Below are 21,806 nucleotides of genomic sequence, written 5' to 3' on the forward strand. Positions count from 1 at the left end.
GGGCGTGCGGTGACTTTTTGAGACCGGAACGTGACTGACCGTGCGTCAGAGGGCGGCGGCGCCGTTGTTCCGCAGGGACTGGCCGTACTGGGTGAGGACCCAGAGCTCGTTCTGGACGGCGGAGAGCCGCTCGGGGTCGCCCTGGGGGCCGAGGCGGGCCAGGGTGCCCTGGACCTCGCGGATGCGGCGGTCGACGGCGCGGAGCCGGACGGTGACGAGCTGGTCGCCGGCGTAGGCCTCGTCGACGGTCTTGGCGAAGATCGTCTCGACGGCGAGTTCGGTGACGAGGGCGCGCACCGTGTCGTTGGGCGCGGCCTCGCGGACGGTGTCGAGGTAGTCGGAAGGCGCTCCGGTGGCGCCTCCGGCGTCCTGGACGCACTGGCGGACGGCCGCGTAGGGCGGGGCGGTGAACTCGTCGGCCCCGTAGGCGTCGAAGGCCGGGGAGACGAGCTCGGGGCGCTGGAGGGCGAGCTTGAGGAGTTCGCGCTCGGTGCGGTGGGCCGGGCTGCGCAGGTTGAGCGCGGGGCCGGAGGAGGCGGCGGCCGCGGCCGGTGCGGCGGTGTCGTAGCCGCGCTGCGGGCTCTGCTGCTGCGCGGGGCCCTTGCCGCCGCGGTCGCGGGCCCAGCGGGCGAGCTGGGCGACCCGCTTGACGACGAACTGGGTGTCGAGGATGCCGAGCATGCCCGCGAGCTGGACGGCGACCTCGTGCTGGGCGCCGATGTTCTTGATCCGGGCGACGACGGGCGCGGCCTCGTCGAGGGCGGCGGCGCGGCCGGCCGGGGTCTCCAGGTCGTACCGCTTCACGATCTGGCGGAGCGCGAACTCGAAGAGCGGGGTGCGGGGCTGGACGAGGTCGGCGACCGCCTCGTCGCCCTTCGCGAGGCGCAGGTCGCAGGGGTCCATGCCGTCGGGGGCGATGGCGATGTAGGTCTCGGCGGCGAACTTCTGGTCGTCCTCGAAGGCGCGCAGGGCGGCCTTCTGGCCGGCGGCGTCGCCGTCGAAGGTGAAGATGACGCGGGCCGAGCCGTTGTCCATGAGGAGCCGGCGGAGGATCTTGATGTGGTCGCCGCCGAAGGCGGTGCCGCAGGTGGCGATGGCGGTGGTGACGCCGGCGAGGTGGCAGGCCATGACGTCGGTGTAGCCCTCGACGACGACGGCCCGGCTGACCTTGGCGATGTCCTTCTTGGCCAGGTCGATGCCGTAGAGCACCTGGGACTTCTTGTAGATCGGGGTCTCGGGCGTGTTGAGGTACTTGGGCCCGTTGTCGTCGTCGCGGAGCTTGCGCGCGCCGAAGCCGACGATCTCGCCGCCGACGTCCTTGATCGGCCACATGAGGCGGCCGCGGAAGCGGTCGATGGGGCCGCGGCGGCCGTCCTGGGAGAGCCCGGAGAGGATCAGCTCCTTGTCGGAGAAGCCCTTTCCGCGCAGGAAGCGGGTGAGGTGGTCCCAGCCGGCCGGGGAGTAGCCGACGCCGAAGTGGGCGGCGGCGGCCTGGTCGAAACCGCGCTCGGCGAGGAACTTGCGGCCGATCTCGGCCTCGGGCGAGTCGAGTTGATCGATGTAGAACTGGGCGGCGACCTTGTGCGCCTCGACCAGACGGATGCGCTCCCCGCGCTGGTGGCCGGGGTTGTAGCCGCCCTCCTCGTACCGCAGGGTGATGCCCGCCTTGGCGGCGAGGCGCTCGACCGTCTCCGAGAAGGAGAGGTGGTCGATCTTCATCACGAAGGCGATGGTGTCGCCGCCCTCCTGGCAGCCGAAGCAGTGGAACAGTCCCTTGCTGGGGCTGACCTGGAAGGAGGGCGACTTCTCGTCGTGGAAGGGGCAGAGACCTTTGAGGTTTCCGCCGCCCGCGTTGCGGAGCTGGAGGTACTCGGACACGACGGCGTCGATCGGGACCGCGTCCCGGACCGCCTTCACGTCGTCATCGTTGATCCTGCCTGCCACGCATGAAGTCTACGTGCGGGCGGAGGTGATCAGATCAGGCTCTCCAGGGGTACGGAGGCGTCGGCGAGGGCGTCGGGGTCCACGGCCGTACGGGCGCGGATGAGCTGCTGGATGGGGTCTGTGACGTCCCACACATTCACGTTCATCCCGGCGAGGACCCGGCCCTCCTTGAGCCAGAAGGCGATGAACTCGCGCTTGCCGGTGTCGCCGCGGACCACGACCTGGTCGTACGTGCCGGGGGGCGCCCAGCCGGAGTACTCCATGCCCAGGTCGTACTGGTCGGAGAAGAAGTAGGGGACGCGGTCGTAGGAGACGCGCTGCCCGAGCATGGCGCGGGCGGCGGCCGGGCCGCCGTTGAGGGCGTTGGCCCAGTGCTCGACGCGGAGCCGGGTGTGGAGCAGCGGGTGGTGGGCGGCGGCCACGTCACCGGCTGCGAAGACGTCGGGGTCGGAGGTGCGCAGCGACTCGTCGACGGCGATGCCGCCGCCGTCGGCGCGGTCGACGAGGGCGAGCCCGGAGTTCTCGGCGAGGGCGGTGCGGGGGGCGGCGCCGATCGCGGCGAGCACGGCGTGCGCCGGGTGCTCCTCGCCGTCGTCAGTGCGGACGGCGAGGACCATGCCGTCCTGGCCGACGATCTCGGTGAGCCGGGCGCCGAAGTGGAAGCGGACGCCGTGGTCGGTGTGCAGGTCGGCGAAGAGCTGGCCGAGCTCGGGGCCGAGGACCCGGTGCAGCGGGGTGGGGTCGGACTCGACGACGGTGACCTCGGCGCCGTAGCCGCGGGCGGCGGCGGCGACCTCCAGGCCGATCCAGCCGGCGCCGGCGATCACCAGGTGGCCGTTGTCGCGGCCGAGGGAGGCGAGGACCTGGCGGAGGCGGTCGGCGTGGGCGAGCCGGCGCAGATGGTGGACGCCGGCCAGCTCGGTGCCGGGGACGTCGAGGCGGCGGGGCTCGGCGCCGGTGGCGAGGAGCAGCTTGTCGTAGCGGATGACGGTGCCGTCGCCGAGGCGCACGGTGCGGGCCTCGCGGTCGACGGCGGTGACGGACTGCCCGAGGTGCAGCTCGATGTCGTGGCCCGCGTACCAGGCGGCCTCGTGGACGAAGACGCTGTCGCGTTCCTTCGCGCCGGTCAGGTACCCCTTGGACAGGGGTGGGCGCTCGTAGGGGTGGTCGCGTTCGTCGCCGATGAGGATCACCCGGCCGTTGAACCCCTCGGCACGCAGGGTCTCCGCCGCTTTGGCCCCTGCCAGGCCCCCGCCGACGATGACAAAGGTCTGATCTGCGTCGACCACGTCGTTTCCTCCTCTTTGCGACCGCTTCCAACCTACGCCCCCGGGCGTTCGTCGGGCCGTACCGCCTCGGGCCGTGCATGCGAGCGTCCCGCACGGAGGGTGGTGACGGAAGAGGGCCGACTCCGAGGCGGCCCGGCCCGGCGGTGGCCCGGCGGGGGGTCAGCCGTGGTGCGGACGGAGACGGGTGTGCAGGGCGCGGGCGGAGGCGTCGGTGAGGGAGGCGATCTGGTCGACGATGACGCGCTTGCGGGCCCGGTCGTCGCGCGCCTGGTCGAACAGCGAACGGAACTGGGGTTCGAGGCCGTCGGGGGCGCGGGCGACGAGGGCCTCGGCGAGTTCGGCGACGACGATGCGCTGGTCGGCGCGGAGGGCCTCCTGCTGGGGGCGCTGCATCACGTACCGGTCGGCGACGGCCTTGAGGACGGCGCACTCGTTACGGGCCTCCCGGGGGACGACCAGTTCGGCGCCGTAGCGGGTGAGGCGGCCCGAGCCGTACGCCTGCCGGGTGGCGCCCTCCGCGGCGAGGGCGAACCGGCCGATGAGCTGGCTGGTGGCGTCCTTGAGACGGGCCTGGGCGACGGCCGAGCCGTCGTAGCCGTGCGGCCACCACTCCTGGTCGACGAGCCGGTCGAGGGCCTCGGCGAGCTCCTGCGGGTCGGTGTCCTCGGGGACGTAGCGGCCGATGGCGACGGCGGCGATGTCGGCGCGCTCGGGCTCGGCGAGGAGCAGGTTGGGGTCGATGTGCCCGGCGTGCAGACCGTCCTCGAAGTCGTGGACCGAGTAGGCCACGTCGTCGGACCAGTCCATGACCTGGGCCTCGAAGCACTTGCGGTGGCCGGGGGCGCCCTGCCGGATCCAGGCGAAGACCGGCAGGTCGTCCTCGTACACGCCGAACTTGGACGAGCCGGGGTCGTCGGGGTGGCCGCCGCGCGGCCACGGGTACTTGGTGGCGGCGTCGAGGGCGGCGCGGGTGAGGTTGAGCCCGACGCTGACCAGCTCCCCTTCGGCGTCCTTCACGAAGCGCTTGGGCTCGATCCGGGTGAGGAGGCGGAGCGACTGGGCGTTCCCCTCGAAGCCGCCGCAGTCCTTGGCGACGTCGTTGAGCGCCTGCTCGCCGTTGTGCCCGAAGGGCGGGTGGCCCATGTCGTGGGAGAGGCAGGCGGCCTCGACGAGGTCGGGGTCGCAGCCGAGGGCGGCGCCGAGCTCCCGGCCGACCTGGGCGCACTCAAGGGAGTGGGTGAGCCGGGTGCGGGGGCTGGCGTCCCAGGCGTGGCCCCGGGTGCCGGGGGTGACGACCTGGGTCTTGCCGGCGAGCCTGCGGAGCGCGGCGGAGTGCAGCACGCGGGCGCGGTCGCGCTGGAAGGCGGTGCGCCCGGGACGTTTGTCGGGCTCGGCGGCCCAGCGATCGGTCGCGTCGGCGTCGTAGCCGGGGGTGTCGGTGGCGCCGGCGAGGTCGGCGGTGTCGGTGAGGTCCGGGCTGCCCTTGATGTCTGCGCTGTCTGTGCCGTCTGTGATGCCTTCCATGCATCGAAGGTAACCGGAGGGACCGACAGAAGCGCTCAGACGGTGGCGAGTTCCCGCTCCCGGGTGGTCGCGCGGAGAGCGCCGTCGTAGCGGTGCAGGACCAGGCGGGCGAGGGCCGGGTGGGCGCCGAGGGGCGCGGAGGCGATCCAGGGGGCGTGTGCGGCGGCGCGGGTGGCGAAGAGGCCGGGGGCGGTGAAGCAGGAGGCGACGGCGACCAGGTGGCGGCCCCGGGCGACGAGGGCGCGGACGGCCTCGGGCACGGTGGGCGCGGCGGCGGACGCGTACGCGGGGACGACGGGGACGCCGCCGAGCCGCTCGCCGAGCAGGGCGGCGATCCGGCGGAGCTCGGCGCCGGAGCGGGGGTCGCGGGATCCGGCGGAGGCGAGGACGACCCCGGCGGCCCGTGAGGTGCCGGTCTCGGGGGTCCAGCCGGCGTGCGCGAGCCGGTCGGCGAGGGCCTCGACGAGCAGCGGGTGCGCACCGAGCGGCGCGGCCACGCGGGCGCTGAGTCCGGGCACGGCGGCGAGGGCGGCGGGCAGGTCGTGGGTGACGTGGTGGCCGGGGGCGAGGAGCAGGGGGACGAGGACGGCGTCGCGGCCCTCGGCGGCGAGCTCCGTGAGGGTGGCGTCGAGGAGCGGGGCGTTCAGCTCGATGTGCGCGAGCCGCACGTCGAGGCCGGGGCGCAGTTCCCCGACCCGTTCGAGGAGGCGTCCGAGGGTGGCGCGGGCGCGGGGGTCCCGGCTGCCGTGGCCGACGGCGACGAGGACGGGTGCGGGCGGGGCCGTTCCCACGAGGGCGGGGCGGAGCCGGCGGGTTCCCGGGAGGGCGGGCTCGGCGAGGACGGGAGTGGCACGGCCTGGGGTGTTCATGGGCGGGGATACCTCCTGCTCGTCCTTCCGCGGCCGGGGGCCGTACGGATGCAGGTGGCCGAGCTGCTCGCCGAGCCGCTCGGTGATCCTGCCGAGCAGCTCGGCGGCGGTGGCGTACGTACTGTCCGGCTCCGTCATGCACCGATCCTGCGGGGCGCAGGTTGCCTGCCCGTTGCACCGGGGTCACGACTGTTTTCCGTGACCTCACGCGCGTGCCCCGATGGATGTCAGGCGCTCGTGGGGCAGGCCCCGCACCTCCCCTGCCCCCTTTTCCGATTCCGAATCACGGAATATCTTTTCCACCATGAGAATGTCCCCGCCCGCTCTCCCCCGGCGCGTCGCCGCCGAGTTCATCGGAACCGGCGCCCTCGTCGCCGTCATCGTCGGCTCCGGCATCCGCGCCGACACCCTGAGCCAGGACATCGGCGTCCGGCTGCTCGCCAACGCCGCCGCCTCCGCCATCGGACTCGGGCTGCTCATCGCCCTCATCGGGCCGCTCTCCGGCGCCCACCTCAACCCCGTCGTCACCCTCTCCGAGTGGTGGTCCCGACGCGGTACGGGCGGCTCGCGCGAGGTCCTCGCCTACATCGCCGCCCAGCTCGCCGGGGCCGTGACGGGCGCGCTGCTCGCCGAGGCGATGTTCGGGCGGATGCCCGGCGCCTGGGCCACCGAGTCGCGCTCCGCGCTCCATCTGCTGCTCGGCGAGGCCGTCGCCACCGCCGGGCTCGTCCTCGTCGTCCGGGGCCTGAGCCACATCGGCCGCCCCGGGCTCGCCCCGGTCGCGGTCGCCGGCTACATCGGCGCGGCGATCTGGTTCACCTCCTCCGGGTCCTTCGCCAATCCGGCCGCCACCGTCGGCCGCGCGTTCTCCGACTCCTTCACCGGGATCGCCCCCGGCTCGGTGCCCGCCTTCGCCGCCGCCCAGCTGCTCGGCATGCTGCTCGGGATGGTGCTGGCCGGTGTGTTGTACGGAACACGTGACGCCGCCGCCGAACCGAATCCCGCCGAAGCGCGTCGGACGGGGTGACAGAGCGACACCGAGACCACCCGCCACGGAGGTTCCCGCATGCCGGCACGGCTCACCCGGTTGATCCCGCGCACCACCCGGGCCCGCCGCCGTACCGTGCAGGCCGTGATGCTGGGCGCCGTCCTCGCGCTCACCCCGGTCACCTGGATGCACACCGCCGCCGCCGGGAAGCTCCGTACCACCGCCGACGTGCCCGACCGGGACGTCGCCGTCGTCTTCGGCGCCGGGCTGTGGAAGGGGCGCCCCACCCCGTACCTCGCGCACCGGCTCGACGCGGCCGCCGAGCTGTACCGGGCGGGGAAGGTCCGGGTCCTGCTCGTCACCGGCGACAACAGCAGGACCGCGTACGACGAACCCAGCGCCATGCGCGCGTACCTCACCGCGCGCGGGGTGCCCGACGGCCGGATCGTCAGCGACTACGCGGGCTTCGACACCTGGGACTCCTGCGTCCGCGCCCGGAAGGTCTTCGGTGTCGACCGGGCCGTGCTCGTCACCCAGGACTTCCACATCAAGCGGGCCGTCGCGCTGTGCGGGCGGGCCGGCGTCGACGCGTACGGCGTCGGGGTCCCCGAACCCCACGACCGCACCTGGTACTACGGCACCACCCGGGAGCTCTTCGCCGCCGGCAAGGCCTCCCTCGACGCCGCGCTCCGGCCCGACCCGCACTTCCTCGGCCCGGAGGAGAAGGGCGTCACCGAGGCGCTGGCCTCACCTCGCGAGCCGTAGCGGACGGAGAGCATGGCCCCGCGCCCGTAATCAGCGGTGCCGCCCCGCGTAACACGCCTGACCCACGCTGGCCGCATGTCCGAGGCCATCGCCGTACCCACCCACTGCCCCTACTGCGCCCTGCAGTGCGGCATGTCGCTCCGCCCCACCGGCGTCCCGGAGCTGCCCGCCGAGGTGGTCGACCGGACCGACTTCCCCGTCAACCGGGGCGCGCTGTGCGGCAAGGGCCGCACCGCCCCCGCCGTGCTCTCCTCCCGGGTCCGGCTCACCGAGCCCCTGGTCCGGTGCCCTGACACGGGGACCCTGGTGCCCGCGTCCTGGGAGGAGGCCCTCGCCGCCGTCGCCGACGGGCTGCGCCGGACCCGCGCCGACCACGGTCCCGATGCCGTGGGGGTCTTCGGCGGCGGCGGCCTCACCAACGAGAAGGCGTACACGCTGGGGAAGTTCGCCCGGCTGGTGCTCGGCACCTCGCAGATCGACTACAACGGGCGCTTCTGCATGTCGTCGGCGGCCGCCGCGCACGGCAGGGCCTTCGGGCTCGACCGGGGGCTGCCGTTCCCCCTGGAGGACATCCCGAGGACCGGCTGCGTGATCCTCGTCGGCTCCAACCTGGCCGAGACCATGCCGCCCGCCCTCCGCTACCTCACCGAGCTGAGGGAGAACGGCGGAAAGCTGATCGTCGTCGATCCGCGCCGCACCCGCACCGCCGAGCAGGCCGACCTCCACCTCGCGCCCCGCCCCGGCACCGACCTCGCGCTCGCCCTCGGCATGCTCCACCTCGTGGTGGCCGAAGGACGCGTCGACCAGGAGTTCGTCGCCACGCGCACCTCCGGCTGGGAGGCCGCGCGCGCCGGGGCCATGTCCCACTGGCCCGAGCAGGTCGAGCGCATCACGGGCGTGCCGGTGCCGCTGCTCCGGCAGGCCGTCGCGCTGTTCGGCGACGCCGCCACCGGAATGGTCCTCACCGCGCGCGGCCCCGAGCAGCAGTCCAAGGGCACCGACACCGTCGGCGCCTGGATCAACCTCTGCCTGGCCACCGGGAAGGCGGGCCGCCCCCTCAGCGGCTACGGCTGCCTCACCGGCCAGGGCAACGGCCAGGGCGGCCGCGAGCACGGCCAGAAGGCCGACCAGCTCCCCGGCTACCGCAAGCTCGACGACCCGGCCGCACGCGCGCACGTGGCCGGGGTCTGGGGTGTGCCCCCCGAGTCGCTGCCGGGGCCGGGCCGGAGCGCGTACGAGCTCCTCGACGCCCTCGGCGGCGACGTGAAGGCCCTGCTCCTCATGGGCTCCAACCCGGTCGTCTCCGCGCCCCGCGCCGCCCACGTCGAGGGCCGGCTGCGCTCGCTCGGCTTCCTCGCCGTCGCCGACGTGGTGCTCTCCGAGACCGCCGCGCTCGCCGATGTCGTGCTGCCCGTCACCCAGTGGGCGGAGGAGACCGGCACCATGACCAACCTGGAGGGGCGGGTGCTGCTCCGCCGGCGCGCCCTCACCCCGCCCGCCGGGGTACGGAGCGACCTGGAGGTGCTGCACGCGCTCGCCGGGCTCCTCGGCTGGGAGAAGGGGTTCCCCGCCGAACCCGAGGAGGTCTTCGACGAACTGCGCCGGGCCTCGGCCGGTGGTCCGGCCGACTACTCGGGCATCAGCTACCGCCGGATCGAGGAGGAGCAGGGTGTGTTCTGGCCCTGCCCGGAGACCGGCGAGGGCGAGTCCGGCCACGCGGGAACCCCGCGGCTCTTCCTCGACCGGTTCGCGACGCCCGACGGGCGGGCCCGGTTCGTGCCGGTGGTGCACCGGGCCGCGGCAGAGGAGACGGACGCCGAGTACCCCGTCGTCCTCACCACCGGCCGGGTCGTGTCCCAGTACCAGTCGGGCGCGCAGACCCGGCGGGTCGACGAGCTGAACGCGGCGGCCCCCGGCCCCTTCGTCGAGCTCCATCCCCGGCTCGCCGAGCGCCTCGGGGTGGCCGAGGGCCAGCGGGTCGCGGTGGTCTCGCGGCGCGGCCGGGCCGTCGCACCGGCCCGGATCACCACGGCCATCCGGCCGGACACCGTCTTCATGCCCTTCCACTGGGCGGGCGAGGGCCGGGCCAACACCCTGGTGAACCCGGCGCTCGACCCGGTCTCCCGGATGCCCGAGTTCAAGGTGTGCGCGGTCCGTCTGGAGCACGCCGGGAACGAGGCCGGAGAACCACGCCAGGGGGTGTACGCGCCCGTACTCCCCCGGGAGTGATCGCCGCGGCGCACCGCCCCCGGCAGTACCCCCCGACTCGGCCGTCAGCGCGACGAAACGCCCTCCGCGCGGCGGGACTCTGGGATCGACCCGAAGAGGACCGATGAAGGGGGGCCCGATGGAGGGCCGCAAGAGGATCGTCGGCTGGGGGGTGCTGGCCCTGTGGGTGATCGTGATCGCCCTCGCCGCACCGCTCGCCGGAAAGCTCGGCGACGTACAGCGCGACCGCGCCGTCGACTACCTGCCCGCGAGCGCCGACTCGACCCAGGTCGCGACCATCATGGAGCAGATGCCCGGCGGGGGCTCCACCGACCTCGTGCTCGTCTACCACCGTGACGGCGGACTGACCGCCAGCGACAAGGCAACCGCCGCCCGGGAGGTGCGGCAGGTCGCCGCCGAGCACCCGCTCTCCTCGCCGCCGCGTGCCGTCCCCTCCGAGGACGGCACCACCCTCCTGTACGCCGTGTCGAGCACGGAGCCCGGCCAGGACGAGGCGGCCAGGGACGCCTTCGTCCACGACGTCCGCGCGACCGTGAGCGGCGAGGTCGGCGGCCCCGGCGCGCTCGCCACGGACGCGGGCGAGGTCTACAACTCCCTCGACGGCCCGCTCCTCTACACGACCGTCGCCGTCGTCGCGATCCTCCTGATCGTCATCTACCGCAGCCCCTTCCTCTGGCTCGTCCCGCTGGCCGTCGCCGGCGTCGCCGACTACCTCTCCATGGCTGTCACCTACGCCCTGCACCAGGGCTTCGACATCAGCGTCTCCGGCCAGAGCACCGGTGTCATGACGATCCTCGTCTTCGGCGCGGGCACCGACTACGCGCTGCTCCTCGTCTCCCGCTACCGCGAGGAACTGCGCCGTGTCCCCCGCCCGTACGACGCCATGGCCGCCGCGCTGCGCGGCTGCGGCCCCGCCGTCCTCGCGTCCTCCGGGACCGTCGCCCTCGGCATGCTCTGCCTGCTCGCCGCCGACATGAACAGCAGCCGGGGCATGGGGCCGACGGCCGCCGTCGGTGTCCTGTGCGCGCTGATCGCGATGATGACGCTGCTCCCCGCTCTGCTCGTCGTCCTCGGGCGCCGGGTGTTCTGGCCCCTGATCCCGGCGTACGGAAGCGAGCCGAAGGCCCCGCGCCGTTCGCTCTTCGCCGCCATGGGCTCCTCCGCCGGGCGGCGCCCCCTCGCCGTCCTCCTCGCGGGCGCCGCCGCCCTGGCCGCGCTGGCGCTCGGTGCGCTGAACCTGCCCGGAGCCCTCAAGCAGGAGGACACCTTCAGCTCCACCCCGGAGGCGGTCGCCGCGATGAGGACGCTGGCCGCCGCCTACCCGGAGACGGGAACCCAGCCCCTCACCGTGGTCGCCCCGACGGACGAGGTCCCCGGGGCGCTGCGGACCGCGCTCGCGACCGACGGCGTCGCGAAGGCCGAACCCGGCCGCAGCGCCGACGGCTGGACGGAGATCTCCGTCATCGCCGCGCACCCGCCGCAGTCCGCGGCCGAGACCGCGACCATCGAGGCGCTGCGGACCGCGCTCGGCGACGGGGTGTACGTCGGCGGGCCCAGCGCGGAACAGCTCGACATGGCCGACACCAGCGCACGCGACCGGAACATCGTCGTCCCGCTCGTCATCGTCGTCGTCCTGATCGTGCTGATCGTGCTGCTGCGCAGCCTCGTCGCACCGTTGATCCTGATCGCCGCCGTGGTCGCCGTCTGGGGCGCGTCCCTCGGCATCGGCGGCCTCCTGTTCGAGGGCCTGTTCGGCTTCGGGGGCACCGACCCGGGCCTCGCCCTGCTCTCCTTCGTCTTCCTCGTCGCCCTCGGCGTCGACTACGGCATCTTCCTGATGCACCGGATGCGTGAGGAGTGCCTGAACGGTGCGGAGCCGGGGGCCGCGGCCCTCACGGCCCTGCGGACGACCGGCGGGGTGATCGCCTCGGCGGGACTCGTCCTCGCCGCGACCTTCGCGGTGCTCGTCAACATGCCGATGGTGCAGCTGGCCGAGCTGGGCTTCGTGATCGCGGTCGGTGTCCTGCTCGACACCTTCCTCGTCCGCACCTACCTCGTCACGAGCGCGAGCGTGCTGCTCGGCCGGGCGGTGTGGTGGCCGGGGCCGCTGGCCAGGAAGCCCGTGCCGACGGCGGGTCCGGAGTCCGAGCGGGAGCCCGTACGGGTCTGATCAGGAGCGGCCGAGGGGGCTCCACGCGCTGTCAGGAGCCCCCTCCCGCAGGGAGGATGGACACCATGGACTTCGCAGCGGCCTTCACCCGGGACCCCCAGGCGGCGCCGGACCCGGTGCGGCGCGACGCCGCGGCCGCCGCCGTCTTCGCGGTGCTCGCCGCGGTGCTCGCGCTCACCGTCGACGACGGCCGCCGCCCGGACGCCCTCGGCTGGGCCCTGCTGCTCGCCGCGCACGTTCCGCTGGCCTGGCGGCGCAGGGCGCCCCTGCCGGTGCTGCTCGCCGTGGTGGCCGTCGTCGCCCCGTACCACGGGCTCGACTACATGCATCTGGCGCCGATCCCGGCCTCGATGACGGCGCTCTACACCGTCGCCTCCACCGGCCGGCCGACGCGCACGCTGGTCGTGGGGCTCTCGGTCACCTCCGTCACCCTCACCATGCAGCTCTTCGTCAACCCGCACGAGGTGGTGGAACTGCTGCGGGTCTCCGGCTGGGTGATCGCGATGCTGGTCTTCGGCGCAAGCATCCGGCTCTACCGCCAGCTGGTGGCGGGTGTGGTGGAGCGGGCGGAGCACGAGGCAGAGCGGAAGGTCACCGAGGAGCGGCTGCGTATCGCCAGGGACCTGCACGACCTCCTCGCCCACTCGATCACCCTCATCGGCGTGCAGACGTCGGTCGCCGCGCATGTCCTGGTCGCCGACCCGGACCGGCTCGACCGGGAGGCACTCGTCCAGGCGCTCGACGGCATCGCCGAGACCTGCCGGGAGGCCCGCGCCGAGGTACGCACCACGCTGGACGTGCTGCGGGCCGCGCCGGAGGGCCCGCTGCCCGACCTGGCCTCGCTGCCCGATCTCGTACGGTCCTCGGGCGCGGCCCTGTCGGTGCGGACGGCGGCGGCCAGGATCCCGGCGGCCGTGGGAGCGGCGGCGTACCGGATCGTGCAGGAATCCCTGACCAACGCCGTACGGCACGGGGCTCCTGGCGCGGACGTGCGCGTCGATGTCGGCCTCGACCAGGAGGTGTTGACGGTACGGGTGACCAACGGCGGCGCGGCTCCCGGAGGAACGGGTGGCTCCGGCTACGGGATCCTGGGGATGCGGGAGCGGGCGAGGAGCGTGGGCGGCACACTGATCGCGGGCCCGCGCGACGGCGGGGGCTTCGAGGTCGAGGCGGCGCTGCCGCTCTCGGTGAGATGAGTGAGGTGACGGTGTGATCCGGGTGCTGCTCGCGGACGATCAGACGCTCGTCCGGGCGTCGTTCGCGATGCTGGTCGACTCGGCGCCGGACATGGAGGTCGTGGGGCAGGCGGCCAACGGCCGGGAGGCGGTCGAGCTGGCCCGTTCGTCGCGGGCCGACCTGGTGGTCATGGACGTCCGGATGCCCGAGCTCGACGGGATCGGCGCGACCCGGCTGATCGCCGCCGACGAGGACCTGGCCGGGGTCAAGGTGCTGGTCCTCACCACGTACGACACCGACGAGCACGTGATGGAGGCGCTGCGGGCGGGCGCGTCGGGCTTCGTCGTCAAGGACATCCTCCCGGCGGAGCTCCTCGCCGCGATCCGTACGGTCGCGGCGGGCGAGGCCCTGCTGTCGCCGGGCCCGACGTCCCGGCTGATCGCCCGGGCGCTGGCCGCGCCGGAACCCCTGGCGACGGTCGGCCCGGAGGGGCTCTCGGACCGGGAGCGCCAGGTGCTGACGCTGACGGGCCGGGGCCTGAACAACGCCGAGATCGCCGAGTCACTGGGGCTCTCGCCGCTCACGGCGAAGACCCATGTCAGCCGGATCATGGGAAAGCTGTCCGCCCGGGACCGGGCCCAGCTGGTCATCATCGCCTACGAGTCGGGCCTGGTGAGCCCGGGCCGCTGAGCCGCCGGAGCTCCCCGTCCGCCGGACGGCCGCTGATCCGGCCTGCCCGGCGGTACACCCTTACGGCCGGTCGAACCAGTCGCCGCTCTCGATGACCTCGCCGAGCGGCGCGTCCGGCGCCGCGAGGAACACCCACGCGGACACCCGCGCGCCGTCCCGTGCCCGGACGACGTCCATCGCCACCCGCTCGTACCCGACGGGCAGCTCCAGGCGGTCGAGCAGGCCGAACAGCTCGCCGTAGGCGCCGGCCGCGGGCGTGAGCAGGGTGCCGACCACCCGGCCCCCGTCCGCCGGGACGACGTACGGGTAGCCGGGCCCGTCGTACAGGACCGCCCCGTGCAGCACGGCGTCCGCCTCGGCGCCGATCCGGCCGGCGAGGAACCGATCGTGGTTGTACGCGCCCGGGCGCAGCGTCCCGTACACGAAGAACGGCCGCTCGTCGTGGGCGGGGGCCTCGGTCTCCTGGACGGCGGAGGTCTCGCGCTCGACCCAGCGGGCGTACTCCTCGCTCACCCGGGTCACCCGGGTGGCGAGGATCTCGGGCGTCTCGTAGTCGTGGGCGGCGAGGAGGTGGGCCTCCAGGGCCGGGTAGCGGGCCTCGGTGGTCTTGAAGACCACCTCCCACTCCTCGGTGGTCTCGATCGCGCCCCGCCAGTGATAGACGGAGGTGACGGGGCCGGAGATCTGCGCGCAGGCGACGAGCCGGGCCTCGACGGCGCCGCGCGCCAGGGCGTCGGCCTTGGCGCGCGCGTCGGTGGTGGTGCGGACGGTGACGATCACGTCTCCACCGTACGGTCGAACTGGGCCGCGTGCAGCCGGGCGTACGCACCCCCGGCGGCGAGGAGTTCCTCGTGGCTGCCCTGCTCGGCGATCGAGCCGCCGTCCATCACCAGGATGGTGTCCGCGTCCCGGATCGTGGAGAGCCGGTGGGCGACGACGAAGCTGGTGCGGCCGGCCCGGAGAGAGGCCATCGCCTCCTGGACGAGGAGTTCGGTGCGGGTGTCGACGGAGCTGGTGGCCTCGTCGAGGACGAGGATGACCGGGTCGGAGAGGAAGGCGCGGGCGAGGGTGATCAGCTGCTTCTCGCCGGCGCTGAGGCCGCCGCCGTCCTCGTCGAGGACGGTGTCGTACCCGGCGGGCAGGGTGCGGACGAACCGGTCGGCGTGCGCGGCCCTGGCCGCTTCGACGATCCGCTCACGCGAGACCTCGCCGGGCACCCCGTACGCGATGTTGTCGGCGATGGTGCCGCCGAAGAGCCAGGTGTCCTGGAGGACCATGCCGATGCCGGAGCGCAGCTCCTCCCGGGTCATCGCCGCCGTGTCGACGCCGTCCAGGGTGATCCGGCCGCCGGTCACCTCGTGGAAGCGGAGGAGCAGGTTGACCAGGGTCGTCTTGCCCGCCCCGGTGGGGCCGACGATGGCAACGGTCCGGCCCGGCTCCACGGTGAGGGACAGGTCCTCGATGAGCGGCTTGCCCGGCTCGTAGCGGAAGGCGACCTTCTCGAAGGAGACCCGGCCGCGGAGCGCTGCCGGCTTCTCGGGCTCCGCCGGGTCCGGGTCCTCCTCCTCGGCGTCGAGGAGGTCGAAGACCCGCTCGGCGGAGGCCACTCCGGACTGGAGCAGGTTGGCCATGGCGGCGACCTGGGTGATCGGGCCGTTGAAGTCGTACGAGTACTGGATGAAGGCCTGGACGTCGCCGACGGACAGCGTGCCGCTCGCCACCCGCAGTCCGCCGACGACCGCGATGACCACGTAGTTCAGATTGCCGACGAAGGTCAGGGCGGGCTGGATGAACCCGGACACGAACTGGGCCCGGAAGCTCGCCCGGTACAGCTCCTCGCCCAGCTCGTCGAAGCGGCGCACGGCCTCCTCTCGGCGGCCGAACACGACGACCTCGGTGTGGCCGGTGATCATCTCCTCGACGTGGCTGCCGAGCCGGCCGGTGACCGCCCACTGCTTCACGAACTGCGGCTGGGCTCGGCGGCCGACGAAGGCGGCGACGGCGATCGAGACGGGCACGGTGGCGAGGGCGACGAGGGCGAGCACCGGGGAGACCCAGAACATCATCGCGAGGACGCCGGCCAGGGTCAGCAGGGCGCGGACCATCTGGCTGAAGGCCTGCTGGAGGGTCTGGGTGATGTTGTCGATGTCGTTGGTGGTGCGGGAGAGGACCTCGCCGCGCTCCTGCCGGTCGAAGTAGCCGAGGGGCAGCTTCGCCAGCTTGTGCTGGGCCTCCTCGCGGAGCCGGTGACCGGCCCGCTGGACGACGGTGGTGGCGATCCTCAACTGCGCCCAGGTGAAGAGGGAGGACCCGGCGACGACCAGGGCGGAGAGGGCGAGGAGCCGGCCGACGGCCCGGAAGTCCACCCCGGCCGGGCCGGTGGCGCCGGTGATGACGAGGTCGGTGGCGCGGCCGAGGAGGAGGGGGTTGAGGACGGTGAGGGCGATGCCCGTGGCACCGGCGGCGAGGAGGCCGAGGAGCGGGGCCCGGTCGGGGGCGAGGGTGCGGAGCAGGCGGAGGCCGGAGGCGCGGAAGGAGAGGGAGCGTTCGAGGGCGGGCGTGGCGGGGAGGCCGGGGCCGCGCTGCGTCGAGGAGGGGCCGGAGCGGGCGGGGACGGTGCGGGGTCCTCCCCCGGGTCCGGCGGGTGTGTCCTTCGTGGTGCGGCTCTCCGTGGCCGTACTCATGCGGCTTCCTCCTCGGTGAGCTGGGAGAGGACGATCTCCCGGTAGGTCGGGTTGTCCCGCATCAGGGACGTGTGGGTGCCGGTGCCGACGTTCCGGCCCCGGTCGAGGACGACGATCCGGTCGGCCTGCCGGATGGTGGAGACCCGCTGGGCGACGATGACGACGGTGGCGTCCGCCGTCTCCTCCTTCAGGGCGGCGCGGAGCCGGGCGTCGGTCCGGGGGTCGAGGGCGGAGAAGGAGTCGTCGAAGAGATAGAGGCGGGGGCGGGCGACGAGGACCCGGGCGATGGCGAGCCGCTGCCGCTGGCCGCCGGAGAAGTTGGTGCCGCCCTGGGAGACGGGCGCGTCGAGCCCCTCGTCGAGCCCGCGGACGAAGTCGGCGGCCTGGGCGACTTCGAGGGCGTGCCAGAGCTCTTCGTCGGTGGCGTCGGGTTTGCCGTAGCGGAGGTTGGTGGCGACGGTCCCGGAGAAGAGGTAGGGCTTCTGGGGGACGAGTCCCACGGTCCTCGCCATCAGTTGGGGGTCGAGGTTCCGGACGTCGACGCCGTCGACGAGGACCTCGCCGCCGGTGGCGTCGAAGAGCCGGGGCACGAGTCCGAGGAGGGTCGACTTGCCGCTGCCGGTGGAGCCGATGATCGCGGTCGTCTCGCCCGGCCGGGCTTCGAGCCCGACGTCCTTGAGGACGGACTCCTCCGCACCCGGGTACCGGAAGTCCGCGCTCCGGACCTCCAGATGACCCCGGTCGTCCGAGGTACGGACCGGGAAGACCGGCGGGACGACGGACGAGCGGGTGTCGAGCACCTCGCGGACACGGACGGCACCCGCCTCGGCCCGGGGCATGTGCATGAGGAGGAAGAGGACCATCATCACGGACATCGAGATCTGGAGCAGATAGCCGAGGAAGGCGACGAGCCCACCGGGCTGGAGGGCGCCCGACTCGATGCGGTGGGCGCCGACGTACACGAGGGCGACGGTCGTCAGTTCCCAGATGATGAGGACCGTCGGGAACATCAGGGCCTGCAGCCGGCCGGCCCTGAGGCCGACGGAGCGGAGTTCGTCGTTGGCGGCGGCGAACCGTTCCCGCTCGTGCCGGTCACGGACGAAGGCACGGACCACCCGGACGCCGGTGATCTGCTCGCGCAGCACCCGGCCCGCGCGGTCGACGCGCTCCTGCATGCCCTTGAAGAGCGGGCGCATCCGCAGCACGACGGCGCCGACGGCCCCGGTCATCACCGGCACGAAGAGCAGCAGCACCAGGGCGAGCGGCACGTCCTGGCGCAGGGCCATGGCGATGCCGCCGAAGCAGAGGAGCGGCGCGGCGACCAGCATGGTCAGGACGAGGACGGTGAACGTCTGGACCTGCTGGATGTCGTTGGTCGTCCGGGTGATCAGGGAGGCGGCGCCGAAGCGGCCCCGCTCCCGCGCGGAGAACTCCTGGACGCGGCGGAAGACTTCGGAGCGCAGGTCGCGGGCGACGCCCATGGCGACCCGGGCGCCGGTGTAGGTGGCGGCAGCCGCGGCCGCCGCCTGGAGGAGGGTGACGGCGACCATCGCGCCGCCGCCGCCGAGGACACGGTCGGTGTCGCCGCGCAGGACGCCCTGGTCGATGACGCCGGCGTTGAGGGCGGGCAGGGTGAGGGAGGCGAGGGACTGGACGAGCTGGAGGGCGACGAGGAGGACGAGGAGGGCCCGGTACGGCCTGAGGCGGGGCGCGAGAAGGCGCAGCAGCATGATGACGGCCCCTCACACGCCGTACGGGCGGACGGACTTGGCGTCCTTGAGGGCGCGTCCCCACCAGCCGAGCTGGTCGAGGAGCGCCTTGGCGGCGCCCTCCGCGGCAGCGGGGTCCTTGTGCCGTCCGTCCTCGTCGAACAGCCCGTGGGCGTGGTGGAAGGAGACGGTGTCGCGGACGGTGACCGCGTGCATCTCGGCGTACACCTGCCGGAGCTGCTCGACGGCGCGCAGGCCGCCGGACATGCCGCCGTAGGAGACGAAGCCGACGGGCTTGACCTGCCATTCGGTGTAGTGCCGGTCGATCAGGTTCTTGAGGGCGGCGGGGAAGGAGTGGTTGTACTCGGGGGTGACGACGACGAACGCGTCGGCGGCCTCCAACACCGGTGTGACCTTGGCGAGTTCGGTCCGCACGGCCGGGGAGGGGTCGTACGAGAGGGAGGTCGGGAGGTCGATCTCGGCGAGGTCGACGACGGTGACGGTGAAGTCCTCGCGCTCGGCGAGACGGGAGCGGAACCAGTCGGTGACGACGGGGGCGAAGCGGCCTTCGCGGTCGCTGGCGACGACGAGGGCGAGGGTGAGGGGGGCGGGGGCGGAGGCGTCCTGCGCGGTGGCGGGAGCCGCGGAGGAGTCGGGGAAGACGGTGGCCGTGGTGGCGTTCGTGAGGTCCATGCGAATGATCGTGGTACCTCAAGTTTGGTTGAGGTCAAGCGGCGTTCGGCGGCTCTTTCCCCAGGCCGTTTCCCCCGACGTACGGTGAGCGCATGACGACTCCGCCCCCCTACATCGAGATCGACGGCGCCCCCGCGGCCGACCCCGGACTGCTCGCCACCCTCATGTCCGGCTTCGGCCACTTCACGGCCATGCAGGTACGGGACGGGCGCGTGAAGGGCCTCGACCTGCATCTCGCCCGTCTCGACCGCGCGACCCGCGAGCTCTTCGGCCAGGAGCTGGACGGCAAGCGGGTCCGCACCCTGATCACCGGCGCCCTGGAGGCGTCCGGGCGGCGGAACGCCTCGGTACGGGTGTACGTGTACCCGGACGTCCGCGTCCTGGTGACCGTCGCCGCACCCGCCCCGGACGGGCTCGGCGCCCCGCAGCGCCTGACGACCGCCGAGTACTGGCGCCCCGCGCCGCACATCAAGCACCTGGGCGGCTTCGGCCAGAGCTACCACCGCGAGGCGGCCCAGCGCGCCGGCTACGACGAGGCCGTGCTGACCTCCCCGTACGGCGAGATCGCCGAAGGAGCCGTCACCAACATCGCCTTCTGGGACGGGACTTCCCTGGTCTGGCCGTCGGCGCCCTGCCTCGAAGGCATCACCATGGCCCTCCTTGAGCCCCGACTGCCCTCGGTCCGGCGCCCGGTCACCCTGGCCGACCTCTCCGGCTACCGGGCCGCGCTCGTCACCAACTCCCGTTCCATCGCGGCCGTGACGGCGATCGACGAGGTGACATTCACGGTGGACGGGGAGCTGATGGAGCGGGTGTACTCGGCGTACGACTCGGTGGAGTGGGACGAGTTGTAGAACGACTCGGGATCGACGCGGGGGGAGCCATCGGAATGGTCGCGAGATACGTCGTCTCGCCGCGCGGCGGGCGTCGCGCCCACCCCGACATCACGTCGGCGCTCCGGGCGGCGGCCGCACGGGGCCGGGCGGCCCTGATCGAGATCGCGCCCGGCCGGTACGAGGAGACGCTCACCGTCCGGGGCGACGTGCAGCTGGTCGCGGCCGAGGGCCCCGGCTCCGTCGTGGTCGGCCGGCCCCGCGGCACCGTCCTGGACGCCTCCGGATCGGTCCGGGTGCACGGCCTCACACTGGTCGGCCGCGAGGCGGACGTCGTCGCCTGCCACGCGGGCACGCTCACCGTGGAACACACCGAGATCTGGGCGCACAGCGGCGTCGCCGTGCACGCGCGGCCGCACTCCACCGTCACCCTGCGGGACAGCCTGGTCGCCCACGGCCGGACGCTCTTCGCCGGCGGCACGGGGCTGGTCGAACGCTGCCGGTTCACCGACGCCGCCGACAACGCGATCGCCGTGATCGAGGGCGCGCGCGTCTCGGTCCGGGGCAGCCGGATCGAGGGCAGCAGGATCCACGGGCTGCGGGTCAGCGACGCGCACGCCGAGGTCGTCGGCTGCGAGCTGACCGGCACCGGGCGGGCCGCCCTCACGGCGGACGCCCGCGCGCGGCTCGTCGTGGCGGACTGCGTGATCACCGCCGTGCACGGCGAGGGCATCATGTTCACCGAGCAGTCCCGGGGCACCGTCGACCGCACCAGGGTCGCCGGCGCCCGGCACGGGATCGGCGCGGCGAGCGGCGCCGACCCGGTGGTACGGGGCTGCGTCCTCGACGACTGCCACGACACCGGCATCAACGTGCAGACGGACGCCCGGGGCCGGTTCGAGGACTGCCAGGTGCTCGGCTCCGGCAATATCGCGGTGTTCTCGACCAAGGGCGGCGCGCCGGAGGTGCACGGCGGCCGCATCTCCGGGGGCAACGTCGGGATCGCGGTCACCGACAGCGCCCGGGGCCGATTCGCCGGCATCACGGTCGAGGACCTGACGAACACCGCGCTGCGGGTCTTCGACGACTCCGGCGCCACGTTCGAGCACGTACGGGTGGACCGCTGCCAGTCCGGCCTGGAGGCCCGGGGCAACGGCGGCACCACGGCCGAGGTCACGGACACGGTGTTCCGCGACTGCGAGACGGCCGCCGTGGCCATCGGCGGCCAGTCCCGCGTCACCCTCAGGAGCGTGACGGCGGAGCACGGCATCCTCGGCTTCGGCGTCTCCGACGAGGCCCAGCTGCGCGTGACCGACAGCGTCGTCACGGCGGTGGGCGTCGCCGGAGCCGGAGCCCTCGGCGGCGGACGGCTCATCGCACGGAACCTCACCGTGAACGGCTCGGGGGCGCTCGGCGTCTACGGGACGGGCTCCGCGTACCTCGACATCACGCGGAGCGAGTTCACCGACTGCGCGAACGCCGGCGCGAGTTTCGACGGGGAGGCCGGCGGGCAGCTGGTGGACTGCGCGGTGAACGGCACCCGCGGGGTGGCCGTCATCGGCAACGGCCGGGTCGAGACGGTCGGGCTTCGGACCTCGCTCAAGGTCGTCCGGCACACGGAGAAGCCGGCCGGGCCGCCGCAGCAGATCATCAACATCTTCAACGGGCCGGTCTTCAACGGACCCGTCCGGGACATCCAGGTGGCCTGGGGCAACGAGAACGTCAGCCAGGACCAGCAGAGGACGGAAGGGGACGATTCCCGCTCATGAACGACCGACCGGACGAGAACGGCACACCGGAGAACGGCACACCCGGGAAGGCCGCACCGGAGATCGGCGCACCTCAGGTGAACCACTACAACGGACCGGTGTTCAACGGCACCGTCTCGCATGGCCAGTTCGCCTGGGACAACGAGACCGTCACCCAGAACCAGCAGAACAACGGCGAGACAGGCCCCGTCGCCCCGGGGTACGAGGCACTCGCCGAGCGGGTGAACGAACTCCTCCGGCGGCTCCCCGAGGCCGGCTTCGGGGAGCAGGACCGGCGCGACACCCAGGAGGCGGCCGAGGAGGTCCTGGCGGTGATCAGCCAGGAGGAGCCGGTCGAGGAGGGCAGGGTGCGCCGGGCGCTCACCACGCTCCGGGGCGCGCTCGCCCCGGTGGCCACAGGCATCGCGGCCGGCGCGACGGTGGGCGCCCAGGAGTGGGCCCTGGCGGCGATCACCGGTCTGACGGGCCTCTGAC

Annotated in this window: 17 protein-coding genes; 9 read left to right on the forward strand and 8 right to left on the reverse strand. The window is 73.5% G+C overall.

What is annotated here, in order from left to right:
- Positions 1 to 45 precede the first annotated feature (45 nt).
- The 4 genes from dnaG to ACIP8Z_RS14170 all read right to left on the reverse strand — a co-directional run bounded on the left by dnaG (position 46) and on the right by ACIP8Z_RS14170 (position 5,764).
- Positions 46 to 1,944, reverse strand: a complete 1,899-nt coding sequence (gene dnaG, locus ACIP8Z_RS14155; protein ID WP_402082841.1) for a DNA primase — start codon at positions 1,942 to 1,944, stop codon at positions 46 to 48.
- Positions 1,945 to 1,973: 29 nt separating this feature from the next.
- Complete coding sequence (locus ACIP8Z_RS14160; protein WP_402082843.1) at positions 1,974 to 3,233, reverse strand: NAD(P)/FAD-dependent oxidoreductase; 1,260 nt, start codon at positions 3,231 to 3,233, stop codon at positions 1,974 to 1,976.
- 159 nt (positions 3,234 to 3,392) lie between these two features.
- Positions 3,393 to 4,757: a deoxyguanosinetriphosphate triphosphohydrolase gene (locus ACIP8Z_RS14165; RefSeq protein ID WP_402082845.1), complete on the reverse strand. Its 1,365-nt coding sequence runs from the start codon at positions 4,755 to 4,757 to the stop codon at positions 3,393 to 3,395.
- Positions 4,758 to 4,792: 35 nt separating this feature from the next.
- Entirely contained in the window at positions 4,793 to 5,764 is a 972-nt protein-coding gene (locus tag ACIP8Z_RS14170) for a sirohydrochlorin chelatase (protein WP_402082847.1), read from the reverse strand.
- A 166-nt stretch (positions 5,765 to 5,930) separates the two neighbouring features.
- On the opposite strand from ACIP8Z_RS14170, the gene ACIP8Z_RS14175 reads away from it, so the two are divergent.
- The 6 genes from ACIP8Z_RS14175 to ACIP8Z_RS14200 all read left to right on the forward strand — a co-directional run bounded on the left by ACIP8Z_RS14175 (position 5,931) and on the right by ACIP8Z_RS14200 (position 13,644).
- Positions 5,931 to 6,653 carry an aquaporin gene (locus ACIP8Z_RS14175; protein WP_402082849.1) on the forward strand — a complete coding sequence of 241 codons (723 nt, stop codon included), beginning with the start codon at positions 5,931 to 5,933 and terminating at the stop codon, positions 6,651 to 6,653.
- A 39-nt stretch (positions 6,654 to 6,692) separates the two neighbouring features.
- The gene (locus tag ACIP8Z_RS14180) at positions 6,693 to 7,379 is read left to right on the forward strand and encodes a vancomycin high temperature exclusion protein (RefSeq protein ID WP_402082851.1); all 687 of its coding nucleotides are present in this window, start codon (positions 6,693 to 6,695) and stop codon (positions 7,377 to 7,379) included.
- 75 nt (positions 7,380 to 7,454) lie between these two features.
- Positions 7,455 to 9,608 (forward strand): molybdopterin oxidoreductase family protein, encoded by a 2,154-nt coding sequence (locus ACIP8Z_RS14185; RefSeq protein WP_402082853.1) that lies wholly within the window; start codon positions 7,455 to 7,457, stop codon positions 9,606 to 9,608.
- A gap of 118 nt (positions 9,609 to 9,726) precedes the next feature.
- On the forward strand, positions 9,727 to 11,778 hold the full coding sequence (locus ACIP8Z_RS14190; protein ID WP_402082855.1) for an MMPL family transporter: 2,052 nt from the start codon (positions 9,727 to 9,729) through the stop codon (positions 11,776 to 11,778).
- A 65-nt stretch (positions 11,779 to 11,843) separates the two neighbouring features.
- The gene (locus ACIP8Z_RS14195) at positions 11,844 to 12,974 is read left to right on the forward strand and encodes a sensor histidine kinase (protein ID WP_402082857.1); all 1,131 of its coding nucleotides are present in this window, start codon (positions 11,844 to 11,846) and stop codon (positions 12,972 to 12,974) included.
- 13 nt (positions 12,975 to 12,987) lie between these two features.
- A complete protein-coding gene (locus ACIP8Z_RS14200; RefSeq protein WP_402082859.1) occupies positions 12,988 to 13,644 on the forward strand; it encodes a response regulator in 657 nt (218 codons plus the stop codon).
- Between the two features lie 60 nt (positions 13,645 to 13,704).
- Here ACIP8Z_RS14200 and cutA read toward each other — a convergent pair whose 3' ends face one another.
- From cutA to ACIP8Z_RS14220, 4 genes are read right to left on the reverse strand one after another with little or no spacing between them, the layout of a single operon-like run.
- Positions 13,705 to 14,424, reverse strand: coding sequence for a divalent cation tolerance protein CutA (gene cutA, locus ACIP8Z_RS14205; protein ID WP_402082862.1), 720 nt, complete (start codon positions 14,422 to 14,424; stop codon positions 13,705 to 13,707).
- Positions 14,421 to 16,328 carry an ABC transporter ATP-binding protein gene (locus ACIP8Z_RS14210; protein ID WP_402082865.1) on the reverse strand — a complete coding sequence of 636 codons (1,908 nt, stop codon included), beginning with the start codon at positions 16,326 to 16,328 and terminating at the stop codon, positions 14,421 to 14,423. Before ACIP8Z_RS14210 ends, cutA begins: the two co-directional genes overlap by 4 nt.
- Positions 16,325 to 18,058, reverse strand: coding sequence for an ABC transporter ATP-binding protein (locus ACIP8Z_RS14215; protein ID WP_402082867.1), 1,734 nt, complete (start codon positions 18,056 to 18,058; stop codon positions 16,325 to 16,327). Before ACIP8Z_RS14215 ends, ACIP8Z_RS14210 begins: the two co-directional genes overlap by 4 nt.
- Positions 18,059 to 18,070: 12 nt before the next feature.
- On the reverse strand, positions 18,071 to 18,730 hold the full coding sequence (locus tag ACIP8Z_RS14220) for an NADPH-dependent FMN reductase (protein ID WP_402082870.1): 660 nt from the start codon (positions 18,728 to 18,730) through the stop codon (positions 18,071 to 18,073).
- Positions 18,731 to 18,822: 92 nt separating this feature from the next.
- On the opposite strand from ACIP8Z_RS14220, the gene ACIP8Z_RS14225 reads away from it, so the two are divergent.
- Genes ACIP8Z_RS14225 through ACIP8Z_RS14235 form a run of 3 tightly spaced genes read left to right on the forward strand, consistent with a single transcriptional unit; the run spans position 18,823 to position 21,805 of the window.
- Positions 18,823 to 19,584: an aminotransferase class IV gene (locus ACIP8Z_RS14225; protein WP_402082873.1), complete on the forward strand. Its 762-nt coding sequence runs from the start codon at positions 18,823 to 18,825 to the stop codon at positions 19,582 to 19,584.
- A 35-nt stretch (positions 19,585 to 19,619) separates the two neighbouring features.
- Entirely contained in the window at positions 19,620 to 21,332 is a 1,713-nt protein-coding gene (locus ACIP8Z_RS14230; RefSeq protein ID WP_402082875.1) for a right-handed parallel beta-helix repeat-containing protein, read from the forward strand.
- On the forward strand, positions 21,329 to 21,805 hold the full coding sequence (locus ACIP8Z_RS14235; protein WP_402082878.1) for a hypothetical protein: 477 nt from the start codon (positions 21,329 to 21,331) through the stop codon (positions 21,803 to 21,805). The genes ACIP8Z_RS14230 and ACIP8Z_RS14235 overlap by 4 nt, the downstream gene beginning before the upstream one ends.
- Position 21,806: the final 1 nt, after the last annotated feature.

Origin of the sequence: Streptomyces sp. NPDC088553, assembly GCF_044752965.1 — a bacterium.
In the GTDB taxonomy this organism is placed as follows: domain Bacteria; phylum Actinomycetota; class Actinomycetes; order Streptomycetales; family Streptomycetaceae; genus Streptomyces.

What these genes read in the sequence shown, in the direction of transcription:
- ACIP8Z_RS14190 (WP_402082855.1), top strand. Translation starts at nt 9,727, where the DNA reads ATGGAGGGCCGCAAGAGGATCGTCGGCTGGGGGGTGCTGGCCCTGTGG.
- ACIP8Z_RS14210 (WP_402082865.1), bottom strand. Translation starts at nt 16,328, where the DNA reads ATGAGTACGGCCACGGAGAGCCGCACCACGAAGGACACACCCGCCGGA.
- ACIP8Z_RS14180 (WP_402082851.1), top strand. Translation starts at nt 6,693, where the DNA reads ATGCCGGCACGGCTCACCCGGTTGATCCCGCGCACCACCCGGGCCCGC.
- ACIP8Z_RS14170 (WP_402082847.1), bottom strand. Translation starts at nt 5,764, where the DNA reads ATGACGGAGCCGGACAGTACGTACGCCACCGCCGCCGAGCTGCTCGGC.
- ACIP8Z_RS14215 (WP_402082867.1), bottom strand. Translation starts at nt 18,058, where the DNA reads ATGCTGCTGCGCCTTCTCGCGCCCCGCCTCAGGCCGTACCGGGCCCTC.
- ACIP8Z_RS14165 (WP_402082845.1), bottom strand. Translation starts at nt 4,757, where the DNA reads ATGGAAGGCATCACAGACGGCACAGACAGCGCAGACATCAAGGGCAGC.
- ACIP8Z_RS14195 (WP_402082857.1), top strand. Translation starts at nt 11,844, where the DNA reads ATGGACTTCGCAGCGGCCTTCACCCGGGACCCCCAGGCGGCGCCGGAC.
- ACIP8Z_RS14230 (WP_402082875.1), top strand. Translation starts at nt 19,620, where the DNA reads ATGGTCGCGAGATACGTCGTCTCGCCGCGCGGCGGGCGTCGCGCCCAC.
- ACIP8Z_RS14225 (WP_402082873.1), top strand. Translation starts at nt 18,823, where the DNA reads ATGACGACTCCGCCCCCCTACATCGAGATCGACGGCGCCCCCGCGGCC.
- ACIP8Z_RS14235 (WP_402082878.1), top strand. Translation starts at nt 21,329, where the DNA reads ATGAACGACCGACCGGACGAGAACGGCACACCGGAGAACGGCACACCC.
- ACIP8Z_RS14220 (WP_402082870.1), bottom strand. Translation starts at nt 18,730, where the DNA reads ATGGACCTCACGAACGCCACCACGGCCACCGTCTTCCCCGACTCCTCC.
- ACIP8Z_RS14175 (WP_402082849.1), top strand. Translation starts at nt 5,931, where the DNA reads ATGAGAATGTCCCCGCCCGCTCTCCCCCGGCGCGTCGCCGCCGAGTTC.
- ACIP8Z_RS14185 (WP_402082853.1), top strand. Translation starts at nt 7,455, where the DNA reads ATGTCCGAGGCCATCGCCGTACCCACCCACTGCCCCTACTGCGCCCTG.